Below are 15659 nucleotides of genomic sequence, written 5' to 3'. Positions count from 1 at the left end.
GGGAGGGCAATACATGTGTTATAACGACAGTCGTACAGTCAACCGTGTATGGTGGAAAGAGGCCGTTGTTTACCAGGTCTACTGGCGCAGCTTCATGGATGCGAACGGTGACGGATACGGTGATCTGCAGGGATTAATGCAGAAGCTCGATTACATCAAGGGACTGGGCATTGACGTGATCTGGCTTAACCCGATTTATGAGTCGCCTGACAAAGACAACGGATACGATATCTCCGATTATTATCGGATCATGCCCAAAGCAGGCACGATGGAGGATTTCAGGAAACTGCTGGCCAAGGTACACGAGCTGGACATGAAGCTCATCATGGATTTGGTAGTCAATCATACTTCCTCCGAGCATCCATGGTTCGAGGAATCGCGTTCATCGCTGGACAATTCGAAGCGTGACTGGTACATATGGAAGCCGGGAAATGCGGGAGGACCGCCGAACAACTGGCGTTCGTATTTCGAGCCGTCTACCTGGACGCAAGATGAACGAACAGGGGAATACTACTTCCATTCGTTTGCCAAGGAACAACCTGACCTAAATTGGGAGAATGCAGAGCTGCGGCGAGAGATATACCGCATGATGCGTTTCTGGCTTGATCAGGGCATTGACGGCTTTCGAATGGATGTGGTCAATCTGCTGGCGAAGGTACAGGGATTCCCCGATGCGGAACGGCCCGAACATATCGACTACCTGGGGAATAATCCGGGCATTCATGATTATTTGCAGGAAATGAACAGGGAGGTGCTTCGGCATTACGACATCATGACGGTAGGGGAAATTCCGTTCGTTACTCCCGAGGATGGCCTGCTGTATGTAGCGGAGAGCCGACAGGAGCTGCATACGTTGTTCCATTTCCAGGTAGCGGACGACATGCCTGTATGGAATTTGGCCCGATTCCGCCATATTCAGGCCACTTGGCATGAAGCCTTCCGGCACGAGGGCTGGAATTCGCAATTCCTGAACAACCACGATCATACGAGGCAGGTGACCCGTTATGGAAATGACGGGGCATATCGCGTGCAATCAGCGAAGCTGCTGGCAACGATGATTCATACGCTTCCCGGGACACCTTATGTATTCCAGGGTGAGGAGATTGGAATGACAGGGGTCCATTTCCCTTCGATCAACGATTACCGCGACATCGCGATGCACAACAAATACAGGGAAGCGGTAGATAAGGGAGAGGAGCCTGTGCGGGTGCTGAGGGATCTGCAGCCGCTCAGCCGGGACAACTCCCGGACTCCTATGCAGTGGAATGGGGAACAGCATGCCGGATTTACTACGGGACAGCCCTGGATTCAGGCCAATCCCAATTATGCAGAGATCAACATGGAGCGCGATCTGGCAGCGCCAGACTCTATCTACGCGTATTATCAGCGATTAATCAGCCTGCGTAAAATGTATAAAGTCATGGTGTACGGAGATTATACCGATCAGTCCATTGGAGAAGCTCACGTATATGCTTATACGCGCAGTCTCGAAGAGGAAACCTGGCTTATTGTCCTGAACCATTCCGACGTGCAACAGCTTTATGAACTTCCTGCCCCATGGAAAGAAAGATTTGAACATGCTCAGGTCTTATTGGACAATTATGATGAACCTCCGGCGAAGGACAGGGTGGAGGCTGGAGGGATTTGTTTGCGATTACGCCCCCACGAAGCGGTTATTTATTCGATTATTGATTGATTTCGTAATAGAACGGGTATACCCTTACAGATTTCAATGATGTCTATAAGGATCAGTCAACGTTTCATGGCTGATCCTTATTTGCATTTTAACTGTATCCCGATAAAGTGATGCAAGATGAAGAGGAAAGGTGCTTAAATATCTATTCAATCAGACTGATGAGGAATTAGAAATGATTTTAGGGTGATAAAATTTATTATTTATTCGAAACCTTGTTGGCACGGCATATGGAGATGGAATACAACATGGTCGCACGCATGAACAATGTGTTTGCAGACAAGGATTCTGCCAAGTCTTTAATAAGTACGGCTTTGGAACGAGCCAACATTCCGTTAACGAGAGCTAAAAGCTCTGCCCAGCTTGGGTTAAAAAAATTTTTTTGAATCTTTTTTATCGCTTCTTAGCTGATTGTAAACTGTTTTATATCAGAATACCCCCCCACTAATTATTATCAGAGATTCTTGATAATGCTACATGCGAGTAAGGCGCAGGTATATACATACCATGCGTCTTTTCTCGTTGTGACGTTGCAGCAACTGCATCAAAAAGTTAATCTAACACGAGCAGCCTAATTGGTAAACGAAATTACGATAAGACCGACTCTCTCAGATATTTAAAATGTATATACTTATGTTTGTACTAATAAAGAATGATGTTTTGATATAAATAAATACGGTATAGATAAGTCAAACGATAATTTACAATAAGATGAGGGTGAAGAGATGAATATACAAAAGCTTACCATTGGACAAATGGCGGAGCTCAATCATATTACACGGCAAACATTACGGCATTATGAGGCTGAAGGTTTACTTACTCCATATTATACAGACCCGGATAGCGGATATCGATACTATCATATCAACCAAAGTGCAAGGCTGGATATGATTCATCGTTTAAAAATTTGCGGGATGTCGCTCAAACAGATAAAACAGCAGTTTGAGACAGCAAATATAGAGGATATCCAAAGTTCTCTAAAGACGCAACTGGATTTTATTGACGAATCTGTTCGTCGTCTTAATCAGAGCAGGTACATGATTTCAAGAACCTTAAATAATTATGCAAGATATAAGTCACTCCCACAAGGTCCCACAATATTCCATGAGCATCTTCCACCCAGAAAAATATATGTACACACATCAAGTGTGAACTTCTTTGACCAGGAGGATTCAGGTTATGAAATTATGCTTTCGGAATTAAAAACAAGCTTAGTAGAGAAAAAACTACCTGCAAGCTATTTGTGTAATATAGGAACAATAATACGCAGACCATACATTGAAGAGCGTATGCTTTATTCAAATGAAGTTTTCGTGTTTGTGGAGGATGACTTTGGAATCCCTGCTAAAGTTGAGATTCTTCCTGGCGGGATGTATGTAAACATTTGCTCAGAGACCATTTTCAAGGAGTCCGAGTATGCCGAGCAATTACTAAATTACATTACGGATGCTGGTTTCATCATTGCAGGGGATTACATTTGTGAAGTGATCGCCGAGTTCCCGATGTTTGATAACCTCTCGCGCAGTATGCTTTATAAAATACAGATCCCAGTGACAACAAAGGAAGGATAGCATATAAAAATATCATTTGACCTTATTGTAACAGTAAGGTTTATATTTGGGGTATAGCCTAAACAAATTTGTATTTTTTACTAAGGAGGAAGAATTTATGGAACGTAAAGTAAGAGCAGCGCAGTACGGTTGCGGCAAGATGAGCGTGTACCTGATGAGATACTTGCTTGAAAAAGGTGCGGATATCGTGGCGGCGTTTGATGTGAATCCCGCAGTCATCGGAAAGGACATCGGTGAAGTCATCGGTTACGGCAGAACACTTGGAGTTAATGTTTCAGATATAAAGGATGCGGATCAGGCACTCTCGGAACTCAAACCGGATGTGTGTGTTATTGCGACATTAAGCACAATGGCAGATATCAAGACGGCACTTACGGTTTGTGCTAAAAATGGCGTAAACGCGATTTCAACTGCTGAGGAATCACTTTATCCCTGGATTTCTTCGCCTGCAGTCACAGAGGAGCTTGATGAATTAGCAAAAAATAATAATTGTACGCTTTCAGGCAGTGGTTATCCCGATATGTATTGGGGAGTGTTGGTGGATACCCTTGCAGGCTCCTTGCATAAAATCACAAAAATCAAAGGAATCAGCAGTTATAATGTTGAGGACTACGGTATAGCTTTGGCCGAAGGGCATGGAGCTGGTCTTACTCCTACTGAATTCGCTGAGCAAATTGGTAAATTCAACGACTTGAACTCTAATGAAATAAGGGAAAAAATCGAAAATGGCGAAGTTACGCCAAGCTATATGTGGTACCAAAACGGCTGGTTGTGCAGTAGAATGGGGCTTACTCCTATATCGCAAACCCAAAAGTGTATCCCTATGACACATGATAGGGATCTTGAATCCTCCACGCTTGGCATGACGGTTAAAGCTGGCAACGCAACTGGCATGGCGGCTGTGGTTACAACCGAAACCGCAGAGGGGATTGTTATTGAAACCCAGTGTATAGGCAAAGTTTACGCACCTGAAGAGTTTGACAAGAACGAATGGTCTTTTTATGGTGAGCCCGAAGTAACAATTAACGTAGATCGTCCGGCAACAGTACAGTTAACCTGTGCAAACCTTGTGAATCGTATTCCAGCGCTGATTAATAGTGAGCCAGGATACGTGACCACAGATAAATTGCCGAATAATGCATATCTCGTAAAACCGTTGAATGAGTATATTAATTTTTAATAAAATGGGGAGATAGGAACTTGGTCACACTGCTGCTGATAATTATTTATATCGCATTCATAGGTCTTGGACTGCCTGATGCTCTGCTTGGCAGTGCATGGTCGGTTATGAAATCTGATATTGGTGCAACAACAGAAATGGCCGGTTATATCGCATTAACGGTCTCGCTATGTACGGTGATATCCAGTCTTTTTGCAAGCAGACTATTACACAAATTTGGGACGGGTAAGGTAACTTTATTCAGTATATTATCGACAACACTTGCATTGCTTGGATTTTCGTTCTCCAACCATTTCGCTTTTCTAATACTTTTGGCGATTCCGTTAGGATTCGGAGCAGGCTCTGTAGATGCTGCATTAAGCAACTATATGGCCCTTCATTTTAAAGCAAAGCATATGAATTGGCTGCATTGTTTTTGGGGAATTGGAGCAATGACGGGCCCTATATTAATATCATTTTGGCTGAATGAAGGGAATAACTGGCGTGCAGGTTATCTTACAGTAGGGGCGATACTTGCTGTAATCGTTGTAGTATTGTTGTTTTCTCTTCCGCTATGGAGAATTTTTGAAAATGGCAGATCAGATGTAGGTGACGAAAAGAAATTAGTGAGCAACAGAGAAGCTTTGGGCATCAGAGGTGTCAAAATGTCCATGCTCGCAATGCTCTGTTATAATGGGTCCGAAACAGCAGCGGGCTTATGGATGGCATCCTTTTTCATAGAAAGCAAGGGAGTATCTGCTGGAACAGCAGCAGCCTTCACATCCTGCTTTTTTATAGGGATTATAATTGGGCGTGTTTTTTCAGGGTTTCTTTCTACACAAGTATCCAGTAAAAATCTAATTCGATATGGGGGATTAATGGGGTGTTTGGGGCTTTTCATCCTTGTTTTACCTGTATCATATTGGGTAGCCGCAGGCGCCCTGTTTATTGTGGGGTTAGGTGGAGCGCCAATCTATCCTAGCATTGTGCACGCAACACCGGTACGATTCGGGGAAAAGGCTTCTTCCAGTGTAATTGGGCTGGAAATGGCAAGTGCCTATGCGGGTTCTACGCTGATTCCATTATTAATGGGATTGATTGCTAGTCAATTTGGCATGTTTATGGTGCCTATTATTTTGCTTCTGCTGTTTGGTATCATGTTTGCAGCTTCAGAAATGGTTAATAGATCATACAAACTCATAAGTGTGTAACTTCAAATCATTTTCTAAATAAGAGATATTAAATAAAAAAAACTGCTCGGTCGTCAATTGACGACGGGCAGTTATACAGTGACAACAAGTTTATCCGTTTCAAAAAGGGAATGGTAACTCTTTTTTCATGAACTTGGAGCTAATTAACAACTTAAATTTACTCTATACAGAAGCCCTGGAATTCTTCCAAAACCTTGGATTTGTCTCCATGGATCTTTTCCAGGTGATCCTCTCCCCAATAGCATAAATGGTCTAGCGCGGGTTTTAATCCCCAGCCGTAGTGCGTTAACTCATACTCCACTTTAGGAGGGATCTCATTATAAACCTTTCGTGTAACGATCTCATCCTTTTCCAGGCCTCTGAGCTGAGTAGTCAGCATTTTTTGAGTAATGCCGGGCATTAACCGACGAAGCTCAGACGTTCGTTTCCGTCCTGTCATCAGATGGTAGATAATTAAAGGCTTCCATTTTCCTCCCATTACTTCTAAAGCCGCTTCCACTCCAACTTGATACTTCTTTTGAACCCTATTTTTTATCTGTTCAGTCATCTCTTAATCCTCCTTTAGAAGGCTACGTTTGCTTAGAACAACCCATCACTTCAATTCGTTATTCAGGTCAGTTTCTAGGGAATTTACCTAGGGTACTTCCATGTTCCTATGGCACCTGTATCATCCTATAGAACTTAAAAGTGCGTACTTCCAGATCATTTTCCTATTGTTTATAATAGCATCAACCATTGATCATGCCTAGAAGTTAACTGTTGAGAAAGGTAGTGAAGAAGCATGAAAGTATTAATCGTTGTTTCACACCCGAGAAAAGATTCCTTGACCTTTGAGGTAGCCGGTCGTTTCGTACAAGGTCTTGCCGAGGCTGGCCACGATTATGAGATATTGGATTTGCACGGGATTGGTTTTGATCCTGTTTTAAAAGGAGTAGATGAACCCCATTTGTCAGTTGCGGAACAGTCCTTTTCCCCTGAAGTAGAAATGGAAATAAGGCGGATGAAGGAGCATGATGCGTTGGCATTTATTTTTCCACTTTGGTGGTGGCATTTGCCGGCAATGCTGAAGGGCTATATTGACCGTGTATGGAACAATGGGTTTGCGTACGGTTCGAATTACCTGCATCATCAGCATGTCTTGTGGATTGGTTTGGCCGGCGCTTCGAAAGAACAGATGAAAAAGCGCAACTATGATGAAATGATTACTCATTTGCTGAATGTGGGAATTGCAGATTATTGCGGTGTTTCCAATTCCAAGGTTGAATTCTTATATGAGACCCTGGATTCAAATCCCGGTCATTTCGAAATGCTGCTGAACCAAGCTTATCGCCTAGGTTTGAATTATGCCAAGGATTAAGCTTTAAGTAGTTTGAGTTTGAACGAGCGGTGTTAGCCCTGGACAGACTCATGCAAGGGGTAATCGAATAGTGGAACTAGTAGAACTACTATTGACACAGAGAACAGTATGTATATAATGTTGTGTAAAGGTCAGTTATGACCTTTATATTTTTCCTTAATTATTTAAGAACATTAATTAATTGTATTGAATAAATCGAAAGGAGTGGCAGAATGAAGTCGTTTTTGCCGAATGACATTAAGGATGAGAATAGAAAGATCATTTTTGATATTGTGATGCAGAATCCGGAATTGGCGAAGGTCGAAATCGCGGAGAAGACGGCGATGAGCTTTGTAACCGTAAGTAAGATCGTCAATTTCTTTGAAGAGATCGGACTGTTGACTGCTACTGGAGAAAGCCGGGAAGGCTCTGGCGGGTTGGGAAGAAAAAGAACGGTATACCGATTTAATGAGAACAGCTATGTAACCGTCGGAATTCAAATCATAGGCAACAGAATTACTGCTTTGCTTATCAATCTATACAGCAAAATTATCGATTCATACTCCATTGAGACGGATATTCCGTTTTATAGTGAGCAGTTTATCTCGATTTTTGAAGACATCATTTTGCGTATGAAGAATGTAGCAAAGAAAACGAACAGCGTAGTCTTGGGTATCGGTATCGGGGTCGATGGGGCGATAAACACAAGGAAGAAAACGATCAGAATGAGGATTCAGGACAATAAGGAGCAGGATTACAATTATGAGCCTATCATCGAGAATCTGATTAACCGGGTTGATTTGCCTATTTTCCTTGAGAACGATGTAAACGCTTCTACAGTGGCTGAATTCCGCAATCTGGAGAACTCCGGGAAAGCGCTGGCTGATCTGGTCCATATCGCAGTAGGAGACGGAATCGGGGGCGGCTTGATTATCAATAAAGAGCTGCATAGAGGATTCAATGCAAGCGCGGGTGAGCTGGAGTATATGTGCTTTGACCCGGAGTACAGAAGATCACCGTCCTCCGTCGGCTGGTTGGAGAGCAAGCTGGGGATTCAGCATTTGTTGAGTAGCTATGATCTTAGCTCTGAATCAGACATTGAAGCGTGCGCAGATTATGTAGGCAAACATCTTGCCCTGGCGATGATTAATATCATCAGCGTGCTCGACATCGACCAGATTATTATCAGTGGCAAGACGGTAGCGCTGTTCCCCGAACGGATTCTTGAGAGAACAAGATATTATGTCGGGCAGTATGTGGAGTGGACTCCAACGATAACTTACAGTGATTCGCATCATTCGACGGCTGTCGGAGCTGCCGTACTCTCGCTTCAGGATGAGATGATAAAAGTAATTTCCGGATAGGAAGTGAACGTGATGATTAAGATTTTTGCAACCGAAGAGGAAGTCGCAGATGCCATTGCCAGAGAGATGAAAGAGCTTCTATCGCATGAGCATCCAGTGTTCTGCTTGGCGTCAGGCAGCACACCGCAGAAGAGCTACTTGAAATTTGCCGGAGACGCCGAGATTCATGCTAGGATTCAGCAGCTTAAAATTGTCAGCCTGGACGAGTGGGCCGGAATAAGCAGAGAGTCTGAGGGCAGCTGCTATCAAATGCTGAATCAGGATTTATTCTCGCTTGTCCATTTGGACCCCCGGCAGATCGAATTCTTTGATGGGACGGTGCCGGATTTGGAGCAGGAATGTCTGAGAATCGACCGCTTTATCGATCGGCATCCCATAACTTTCAGTTTAATGGGGGTTGGAATGAATGGCCATATCGGCTTGAATGAGCCAGGCTGTCCGATGCTGGATCATAGCAGTGTCGTAGATTTGTCGGAGACGACCAAGACCGTGGCTCAGAAATATTTCCGGCAGCCTGCGACATTGGACAGAGGAATCACCTTGGGTCTAAGTCAGGTGGCGGGCAGCAAGAGAGTGATTGTAGCGGTGACCGGTGAACGCAAAGCCGGGATCGTCAAAGAAATATTTACAAATTCAGAAGCGAAGCTGCCTGCTCAGGAGCTGCTCGGTTATGAACATATTGATTTCTTCCTGGATTCGGAGGCAGCGAAATATATAAAGCAGCGATAAAAACTGAGGAGTACAAATTATGAGTAACAGCGTCATTGGAGTGGATATTGGAGGAACGAATATACGAGTCGGGTTAGTGAATGAGCAGTTGGAATTGGTTCGAAAAGAGACGGCATTAACTAGCGAGTTCCTAAGTGCTCATGAAGTTTTCAACTATGTCAAGCAAGTGATCGAGAAAGTGGATCATCACAAGACGGCTGACAAGATAGGGATTGCCTTGCCTGTTCCTTGGAAGGAGCGAACCGAGATTATATGCGATGCGACCAACGTTCCCTGCCTGGAAGGGGTTCATACCGAATTTATAAAGCGCTTTTTTCCCGGTTATGAAGTTCATTTCGAGAATGATGTAAATGTCGTGACTCTGCTTGAATCAGAGCATGGCGCGTCCCAGGCGTATGATCAATCGATCTATATTACGGTCAGTACGGGGATCGGCAGCGGAATCGTTCTGAACAACGAGGTGCTCCACGGTGCGCATGGTTATGCCGGAGAGATTGGCAGCATGGTTATATCTGATAACGGCAAGAGCCATTCGACATTGCATCCCGGCACGCTCGAAGCTCTGTGCAGCGGCAGAGCCCTGGAGAAAGAGAGCAAAAATCTGTACGGCAGCGAGGCTACGGCGCATTTATTGTTCGAGAAATACAGGCAGCATGACGAGAAGGCGGCAGGTGTCGTGAATGCCTGGGTTGAGTACTTCTCCAACGCGATTGCTTCATTAATGCAGACGATCGATCCGGATATATTTGTCATTGGTGGAGCGGTCATTCACAACAACCAATGGTTGATAGATAAAATTATTGAAAGCGCTAAAACCAAAGTATTTGAGCATTTAAGCGACAAAGTCAAGGTAGTCTTGCCTAAATTCGGCCCTGATGCAGGAGTGATTGGGGCGGGGTACATGGCGTTAAAAAACAATAAAGGAGCATGAACAACATGAAGAAAATGAAAGTTGCGTTAATCGGAGCTGGCAGCGTGTCCTTTGCTTTGGGCGCACTTCAGGATATGGTGTTGTCCGAGCGCTTGAAGACTCAGGTAGAACTGGAGATCGCTCTGATGGACATTGAACAAGAGAATGTGGCGAGAACCTATAAATATGCAACAGATATGTTTACCGCCTTCTCACATCCAGCGAACATTTGGCAGACGACCAACTTGGAAGCAGCTCTGCAGGCGGCTGATTTCGTCATCGTGGCGATCGAGGTGAATCGCTACTTCTATTGGTCGCAGGACTTCCATATTCCTCGCCGCTTCGGCAGCAAGCAAATTTACGGTGAGAACGGCGGCCCTGGTTCGATGTTCCATACACTGCGAAATCTGGGCCCGATGCTCGAAATCGCCCGCACGATGGAACGTGTCTGCCCAGATGCCTGGTTCATTAACTATACGAATCCTGAAGCGAAATTGGTTGAGGCTATCTCGAAGCTTACCTCGATCAAAGTCGTCGGTCTATGCCATGGACTGGATATGGGGATCGAGCAGCTGTCCCAATTTCTGGAGATGGATATCGCCGATATCGGGATGGAAGGCGGGGGCTTGAATCACTTCGGCTTCTTTACCAAGATCTGGAACAAGAAAACGGGTGAGGATCTTTATCCGTTATTTGATGAGAAGGAGAAGAAGGCCAACCGTCTGGCGCAATTCGATCATGTTGCGTTATCCAGAACGATGTACCGCACTTATGGATATTACCCTTATCCAGGCACCAACCATTGTGGTGAATATGTATCTTATGCGGAGGATTTCTATGCCGGCTTGTCCTTGCAATACCGCTATGATCCAATCCGCGAGAAGCTGTGGGAGAAGGATTCGAGAACCCCTGATTTCGTATACTGTGCAAGCGGTAACAATCTGGATCAAGGCTTGTTCTCGAAGATTCAGACGCAGGAGCTTTGGGTGGAAGAGGCCTATATTTTTGATAAGGAGAAGGTTAGCTGCAGCAATGAATATGCGATTCCGATCATTGAAGCGATTTTCTTCGATGATGAAATTGAACTGAACGCGGTCAACTTGCCGAACCACGGTGCGATCAAGGGACTTCCTGACGATATGGTTGTGGAGACTCAGGCGATCGTAGGCGGAAGAGGTATTACGCTGAAGCCGATGACGGTAGAACTGCCGACTGCGATTATCGGAACGATTCATATTCAGGGCACGATCCACAAATTGTTGCTCGAGGCTTTTGTGGAGCAATCCAAGACGAAGCTGCTGCAGGCGATCCTATTAGATCCTCAGGCTCCGACTTATTATCAGGCCTGTGCAATGATCGACGAGATGTGCGAATTGCAACAAGATATTTTACCTGAGCTGGAATGGAAATAAAGGGGGCTATATGGACAACAAGAAAATCATCGAACTGCTTCAGAAGATGACGCTCGCTGAGAAGATCGGACAGCTCTCTCAGACGACCGGGGAACATTACGTCGGCAAAATTGATAGCGAAATGGTTGAGACCGGCCCTGACTTCCCGGATCATATGCTTGAGGGAGATACGCTGTATACGATGGGAAGTATTATCGGCGTGTCGAGCGCCGGGATCACGAACCTGATTCAAAGTAAATATTTGCAGAAGTCACGGCTTAAGATTCCTCTGCTGTTCATGCACGATGCGATACACGGATACAGGACGATTTTTCCGATACCATTGGGGCTCTCCTGTACTTGGGATGAGGGAATCGTGCAGCAGGCAGCGGCGGATACCGCTTCGGAATTGCGCGCTGCGGGCATACATGTGAATTTCTCGCCGATGGTCGACCTTGTGCGCGACTCCAGATGGGGAAGAGTGATGGAATCTTTCGGCGAGGACCATCTGCTGTCCGGCAATCTTGGCCGGGCGATGATCAGAGGCTATCAGAAAGGCGAGGACGGAGAGTTTGCCGAATCGGGAGTAGCGGCCTGTTTGAAGCATTTTGCCGCGTATGGAGCCGGCATTGGAGGAAAGGACTACAACGCTGTCGATATGTCCTGGAGAGAATTCTATGCCTATTATGGAAAGCCCTATGAAATAGCCCTTCAAGAGAAGCCAAAATTTGTTATGAGCTCATTCAACACTTTCAACGGGGTTCCTGTAAGCGCAAGTGAGCAGATGATGAAGGAAATCCTAAGAGGCACCTATCAATTTGACAACATCGTAATATCAGATTGGGGGGCAGTCGCTGAACTGCAAAACCACCGCGTTGCCGGCAATGGCAAGGAAGCCGCTGAAATGGCTTTAAAAGCGGGCATTGATATCGAAATGGTCTCGACCTTGTATCTTGAGCATTATGAACAGATTCTAGAAGAGAACCCGGCGCTGATCCAGGATATAGATGCAGCCGTTCTGAAAATTTTGCAGCTTAAAAATCAACTGGGCTTATTTGAAAATCCCTTTGTAAACGAAGCTCGTGAGAATGAAGTCTTAATGAATCCGCGCTTTCTGGAGCATGCAAAGGACATCGCCAAGAAAACCTGCGTGCTGCTGAAAAATGAACAAATGCTGCCTATAAGCAAGGAATACAAAAAGATCATCATTGTCGGCCCGTTTGCCGGTAGCAATCAGTTGCTAGGCAATTGGCGGTGCAAAGGAAGCTTTGACGACGTAGTTACCTTAGCGGAAGGGATGAAGCGGATAGATGATTCATTCGATCTGCAAGCCTATGAATCCCTGAAGGACTGTCCTCAAGCCCAACTAGAGCAATGCGATTATATTGTCGTGGCGGTTGGGGAGCACTGGGAGTTAAGCGGTGAAGGGCATAGCAGCGTGAATATCGATCTGGAGGCCAGCCAGCAGCAGCTTATCCGTGAAGTCAAGCAGACGAACAAACCGTATGCATGCATCTGCTTCTCAGGCCGGCCACTCGCGCTTCAGAACATTATCGATGATATCCCCGCTCTCTTGTGGTGCTGGTATCCGGGTACACAGGCCGGCAGTGCGATTGCTGAGCTGATTACAGGTCAAGACACCCCGTCGGGGAAACTAACGATGTCGTTTCCGCGTCATTCGGCGCAAGCGCCGATCTATTACAATGAGTACAGCACGGGCCGTCCGGCAAATGAATCAAGCTACAGCAGCAGGTATCAGGATTGTGAAATCGGGCCGCTGTTCCCATTCGGGCACGGGCTGACTTATACCGGTGCGCAGTATTCTGATTTTAAAATTTCGCGTCATCATCTGACAACCGGTCAGGAATTGACGATCTCTTTTCAGGTGAGCAATCCAAGCAGGTATGACTATTCTGAAATCACTATCCTATACATTGAAGATCTTGTCTCAAAGGCGGTACGTCCTGTGCGCGAGATGAAGAAGTATCAAGTCGTAGGTGTACCAGCGCATCAGACAGTTAGCGTACAGATGACTCTGGCCTTGGATGATCTTCAATATTTGGATACCAGCCTGCAGCAAACGGTTGAAACGGGAAAATTCAATATATATATCAATGATCTTGACCATCCCATGTTTACCATAGAATATCGATAAAATGTCATGAATTAGAAGCATTTATCCGAAATGATCACGTTCTTTTGATTCGAGTTTTGCATTTCCTCAAAAAAATAGACCTTCTTGGAGAATGCCAAAGTGACTTCCCTCTCTTGGGGGTTCCGGTTGACTTCTCCAAGTCGGGGTGAATGTCTGTTTTGTTCTCGAAAATCCTTGCCTAAATAAGGCATCAAGTTTATGCAAAGGGCTGAACTATACACAAGTTCGAAATTTTCGAATCAGCCAGCAGATTTTGGATAGCGCTTACATGATTCGGAATGAACTGACAATGCTGTACCTGAATAGAGAGGGGGTATACGGATGAAATCCACATTTAAACATAAGTTTCTATCCCAGTGGGAGCTTCAAGTCATGGTCTGGCCGAGCATTATATTGATGATTGTTTTCTCGTTTGTCCCGATGTTCGGATTGATCATCGCTTTTCAGGATTATTCTCCGTTATCCGGTTTTGCGGGCTCGGAATTTGTAGGTTTGGATAATTTCAAAGCCTTTTTAGGGGACAAAGATTTCTACAATGTGCTGACGAACACTCTTGGCATCAGCCTGATGAAGCTGTTGATCGGTTTTCCGCTTGAGATTGTCCTGGCCATATTAATCAATCAAATCAGATTAGGATTATTCAAGAAATTTACGCAAACGGTATCTTATTTACCGCACTTCCTGTCATGGGTTATTCTTGGCGGCATGATTACATCCTGGCTCGGCTCAACGGGACTGGTGAACAGCTTCCTGCTGTCGACTCATCTCATATCTGAACCGCTCTCCTTCCTGTCAAATGCGAATGCTTATTGGTGGATAGCGACGCTGTCGGATATTTGGAAAGAGGTTGGCTGGGGAACGATTCTTTATCTCGCTGCCATAACGGGAATTGATCCATCGTTATATGAGGCGGCGAAGGTCGACGGGGCGAAAATCTTGAAGAGAATCTGGTATATCACGCTTCCCGGCATCAAAAATATTATCGTGCTGATGTTTTTGCTGCGTGTAGGCTCGATCCTGGGAGCGAATCTGGATCAGACTCTCGTCCTGCAAAATTCTTCGAACATGCTGCGCAGTGAAGTCATTGATTCTTATGTTTATCATTTAGGTCTGGCGCAAGGGGACTTCTCATTCGCGACTGCGGTCGGAATCTTCTCGTCCGTCGTATCGGTCACACTCTTGCTGGTAGCCAATTTCTTAACCAAGAAGCTTAGTGATAGTTCAATTTTTTAGAAGGGAGGGAGCTATATGGAGCTGGATAGAGGAGAGAAAATATTTAACTTTTTTAACGTGCTGTTCATGCTGTTTTTTATTGCCATCATCGTATTTCCCTTGATCAATATCGTCGCCCTCTCGTTTAATAACGGGTATGACGCGATGAAAGGGGGCATTTATCTATTCCCGAGAAAATTTACGCTGGTAAACTATGAAACCATATTGAAGGATACGACCATTTACAGGGCATTTGGAGTGACAGCAGCCAAAACAGTAATCGGTGTCATCGGACACTTGGTTATTACAGGAGCCGCAGCCTATGCTCTGAGCAAGTCTTATTTACTGGGAAGAAAGATATTCATCCGTATGGGCATCATCACAATGTTCTTCTACGGCGGGATGATTCCATCATTTCTGGTGGTCAAGTCGCTCGGTTTGGCGAACAACTTCTGGGTGTACATTATCCCCGTGCTATTCAGCTTCTACGACATGGTCATATTAATGAATTTCTTCAGGAGCTTGCCGGAATCTATTGAAGAATCAGCCAAGATTGACGGGGCCAATGTATTTCAGGTGTTCTTCAAAATTATAGTCCCGCTATCTTTCCCGGTACTGGCGACGATCGCCTTATTTCATGGAGTGTACCAGTGGAATGATTTCTTCGTGGCAAAGCTGTATGTGACGGATAAAGCACTGTACCCGATTCAATATTATTTGTATCAGCTGTTAACGAGTGCAGGCGCTGCTAACTCTGCCAAAGCGGGGGTATATATATCCAAGGCGTTTACGACACAATCTTTGCAGCAGGCTACAATGATCGTTACAACCTTACCTATTATGCTAATTTACCCTTTCCTTCAGAAATACTTTATTAGCGGCATGCTGGTCGGAGGAGTCAAAGAATAATGATAAAAGCGAGGGAGAA

Annotated in this window: 14 protein-coding genes; 13 read left to right on the top strand and 1 reads right to left on the bottom strand. The window is 45.0% G+C overall.

Annotated features, from left to right (window positions below):
• Window positions 1-13 precede the first annotated feature (13 nt).
• From BAZ21_RS22745 to BAZ21_RS22730, 5 genes are all read left to right on the top strand, one after another.
• Window positions 14-1696, top strand: coding sequence for a glycoside hydrolase family 13 protein (locus BAZ21_RS22745; protein ID WP_068505202.1), 1683 nt, complete (start codon window positions 14-16; stop codon window positions 1694-1696).
• A gap of 212 nt (window positions 1697-1908) precedes the next feature.
• Window positions 1909-2079 (top strand): hypothetical protein, encoded by a 171-nt coding sequence (locus BAZ21_RS29155; RefSeq protein WP_176718200.1) that lies wholly within the window; start codon window positions 1909-1911, stop codon window positions 2077-2079.
• A 339-nt stretch (window positions 2080-2418) separates the two neighbouring features.
• A complete protein-coding gene (locus BAZ21_RS22740) occupies window positions 2419-3264 on the top strand; it encodes a MerR family transcriptional regulator (RefSeq protein ID WP_068505201.1) in 846 nt (281 codons plus the stop codon).
• Between the two features lie 97 nt (window positions 3265-3361).
• A complete protein-coding gene (locus BAZ21_RS22735; RefSeq protein WP_068505200.1) occupies window positions 3362-4444 on the top strand; it encodes an NAD(P)H-dependent amine dehydrogenase family protein in 1083 nt (360 codons plus the stop codon).
• A 20-nt stretch (window positions 4445-4464) separates the two neighbouring features.
• Window positions 4465-5634 (top strand): MFS transporter, encoded by a 1170-nt coding sequence (locus tag BAZ21_RS22730; RefSeq protein ID WP_068505199.1) that lies wholly within the window; start codon window positions 4465-4467, stop codon window positions 5632-5634.
• A gap of 157 nt (window positions 5635-5791) precedes the next feature.
• Here the strand turns inward: BAZ21_RS22730 and BAZ21_RS22725 are convergent, their stop codons facing one another.
• Entirely contained in the window at window positions 5792-6181 is a 390-nt protein-coding gene (locus BAZ21_RS22725; RefSeq protein WP_068505198.1) for a winged helix-turn-helix transcriptional regulator, read from the bottom strand.
• A gap of 234 nt (window positions 6182-6415) precedes the next feature.
• On the opposite strand from BAZ21_RS22725, the gene BAZ21_RS22720 reads away from it, so the two are divergent.
• The 8 genes from BAZ21_RS22720 to BAZ21_RS28690 all read left to right on the top strand — a co-directional run bounded on the left by BAZ21_RS22720 (window position 6416) and on the right by BAZ21_RS28690 (window position 15640).
• Window positions 6416-6991 (top strand): NAD(P)H oxidoreductase, encoded by a 576-nt coding sequence (locus BAZ21_RS22720; protein WP_068505197.1) that lies wholly within the window; start codon window positions 6416-6418, stop codon window positions 6989-6991.
• Window positions 6992-7203: 212 nt separating this feature from the next.
• The gene (locus tag BAZ21_RS22715; RefSeq protein ID WP_068505196.1) at window positions 7204-8334 is read left to right on the top strand and encodes an ROK family protein; all 1131 of its coding nucleotides are present in this window, start codon (window positions 7204-7206) and stop codon (window positions 8332-8334) included.
• Between the two features lie 12 nt (window positions 8335-8346).
• Window positions 8347-9063 (top strand): 6-phosphogluconolactonase, encoded by a 717-nt coding sequence (locus BAZ21_RS22710; RefSeq protein ID WP_068505195.1) that lies wholly within the window; start codon window positions 8347-8349, stop codon window positions 9061-9063.
• Window positions 9064-9082: 19 nt separating this feature from the next.
• Window positions 9083-9994, top strand: a complete 912-nt coding sequence (locus BAZ21_RS22705; RefSeq protein WP_068505194.1) for an ROK family protein — start codon at window positions 9083-9085, stop codon at window positions 9992-9994.
• A 5-nt stretch (window positions 9995-9999) separates the two neighbouring features.
• A complete protein-coding gene (locus BAZ21_RS22700; RefSeq protein ID WP_068505193.1) occupies window positions 10000-11385 on the top strand; it encodes a family 4 glycosyl hydrolase in 1386 nt (461 codons plus the stop codon).
• A 10-nt stretch (window positions 11386-11395) separates the two neighbouring features.
• Window positions 11396-13519 (top strand): glycoside hydrolase family 3 N-terminal domain-containing protein, encoded by a 2124-nt coding sequence (locus BAZ21_RS22695; RefSeq protein ID WP_068505192.1) that lies wholly within the window; start codon window positions 11396-11398, stop codon window positions 13517-13519.
• Between the two features lie 321 nt (window positions 13520-13840).
• On the top strand, window positions 13841-14752 hold the full coding sequence (locus BAZ21_RS28695; RefSeq protein ID WP_068505191.1) for an ABC transporter permease: 912 nt from the start codon (window positions 13841-13843) through the stop codon (window positions 14750-14752).
• 15 nt (window positions 14753-14767) lie between these two features.
• Entirely contained in the window at window positions 14768-15640 is an 873-nt protein-coding gene (locus BAZ21_RS28690; protein ID WP_068505190.1) for a carbohydrate ABC transporter permease, read from the top strand.
• Window positions 15641-15659: the final 19 nt, after the last annotated feature.

This window comes from Paenibacillus kribbensis (genome assembly GCF_001705305.1).
Lineage (GTDB): Bacteria > Bacillota > Bacilli > Paenibacillales > Paenibacillaceae > Paenibacillus > Paenibacillus kribbensis_B.
This window is presented reverse-complemented; position numbering and strand designations above follow the sequence as displayed.

Bases quoted from the DNA above. Each gene is read 5' to 3' on its own strand.
- BAZ21_RS22735 (WP_068505200.1), top strand. From the start codon at position 3,362: ATGGAACGTAAAGTAAGAGCAGCGCAGTACGGTTGCGGCAAGATGAGC.
- BAZ21_RS22700 (WP_068505193.1), top strand. From the start codon at position 10,000: ATGAAGAAAATGAAAGTTGCGTTAATCGGAGCTGGCAGCGTGTCCTTT.
- BAZ21_RS22715 (WP_068505196.1), top strand. From the start codon at position 7,204: ATGAAGTCGTTTTTGCCGAATGACATTAAGGATGAGAATAGAAAGATC.
- BAZ21_RS22710 (WP_068505195.1), top strand. From the start codon at position 8,347: ATGATTAAGATTTTTGCAACCGAAGAGGAAGTCGCAGATGCCATTGCC.
- BAZ21_RS28695 (WP_068505191.1), top strand. From the start codon at position 13,841: ATGAAATCCACATTTAAACATAAGTTTCTATCCCAGTGGGAGCTTCAA.
- BAZ21_RS22720 (WP_068505197.1), top strand. From the start codon at position 6,416: ATGAAAGTATTAATCGTTGTTTCACACCCGAGAAAAGATTCCTTGACC.
- BAZ21_RS22740 (WP_068505201.1), top strand. From the start codon at position 2,419: ATGAATATACAAAAGCTTACCATTGGACAAATGGCGGAGCTCAATCAT.
- BAZ21_RS22705 (WP_068505194.1), top strand. From the start codon at position 9,083: ATGAGTAACAGCGTCATTGGAGTGGATATTGGAGGAACGAATATACGA.
- BAZ21_RS22695 (WP_068505192.1), top strand. From the start codon at position 11,396: ATGGACAACAAGAAAATCATCGAACTGCTTCAGAAGATGACGCTCGCT.
- BAZ21_RS22745 (WP_068505202.1), top strand. From the start codon at position 14: ATGTGTTATAACGACAGTCGTACAGTCAACCGTGTATGGTGGAAAGAG.
- BAZ21_RS22725 (WP_068505198.1), bottom strand. From the start codon at position 6,181: ATGACTGAACAGATAAAAAATAGGGTTCAAAAGAAGTATCAAGTTGGA.
- BAZ21_RS28690 (WP_068505190.1), top strand. From the start codon at position 14,768: ATGGAGCTGGATAGAGGAGAGAAAATATTTAACTTTTTTAACGTGCTG.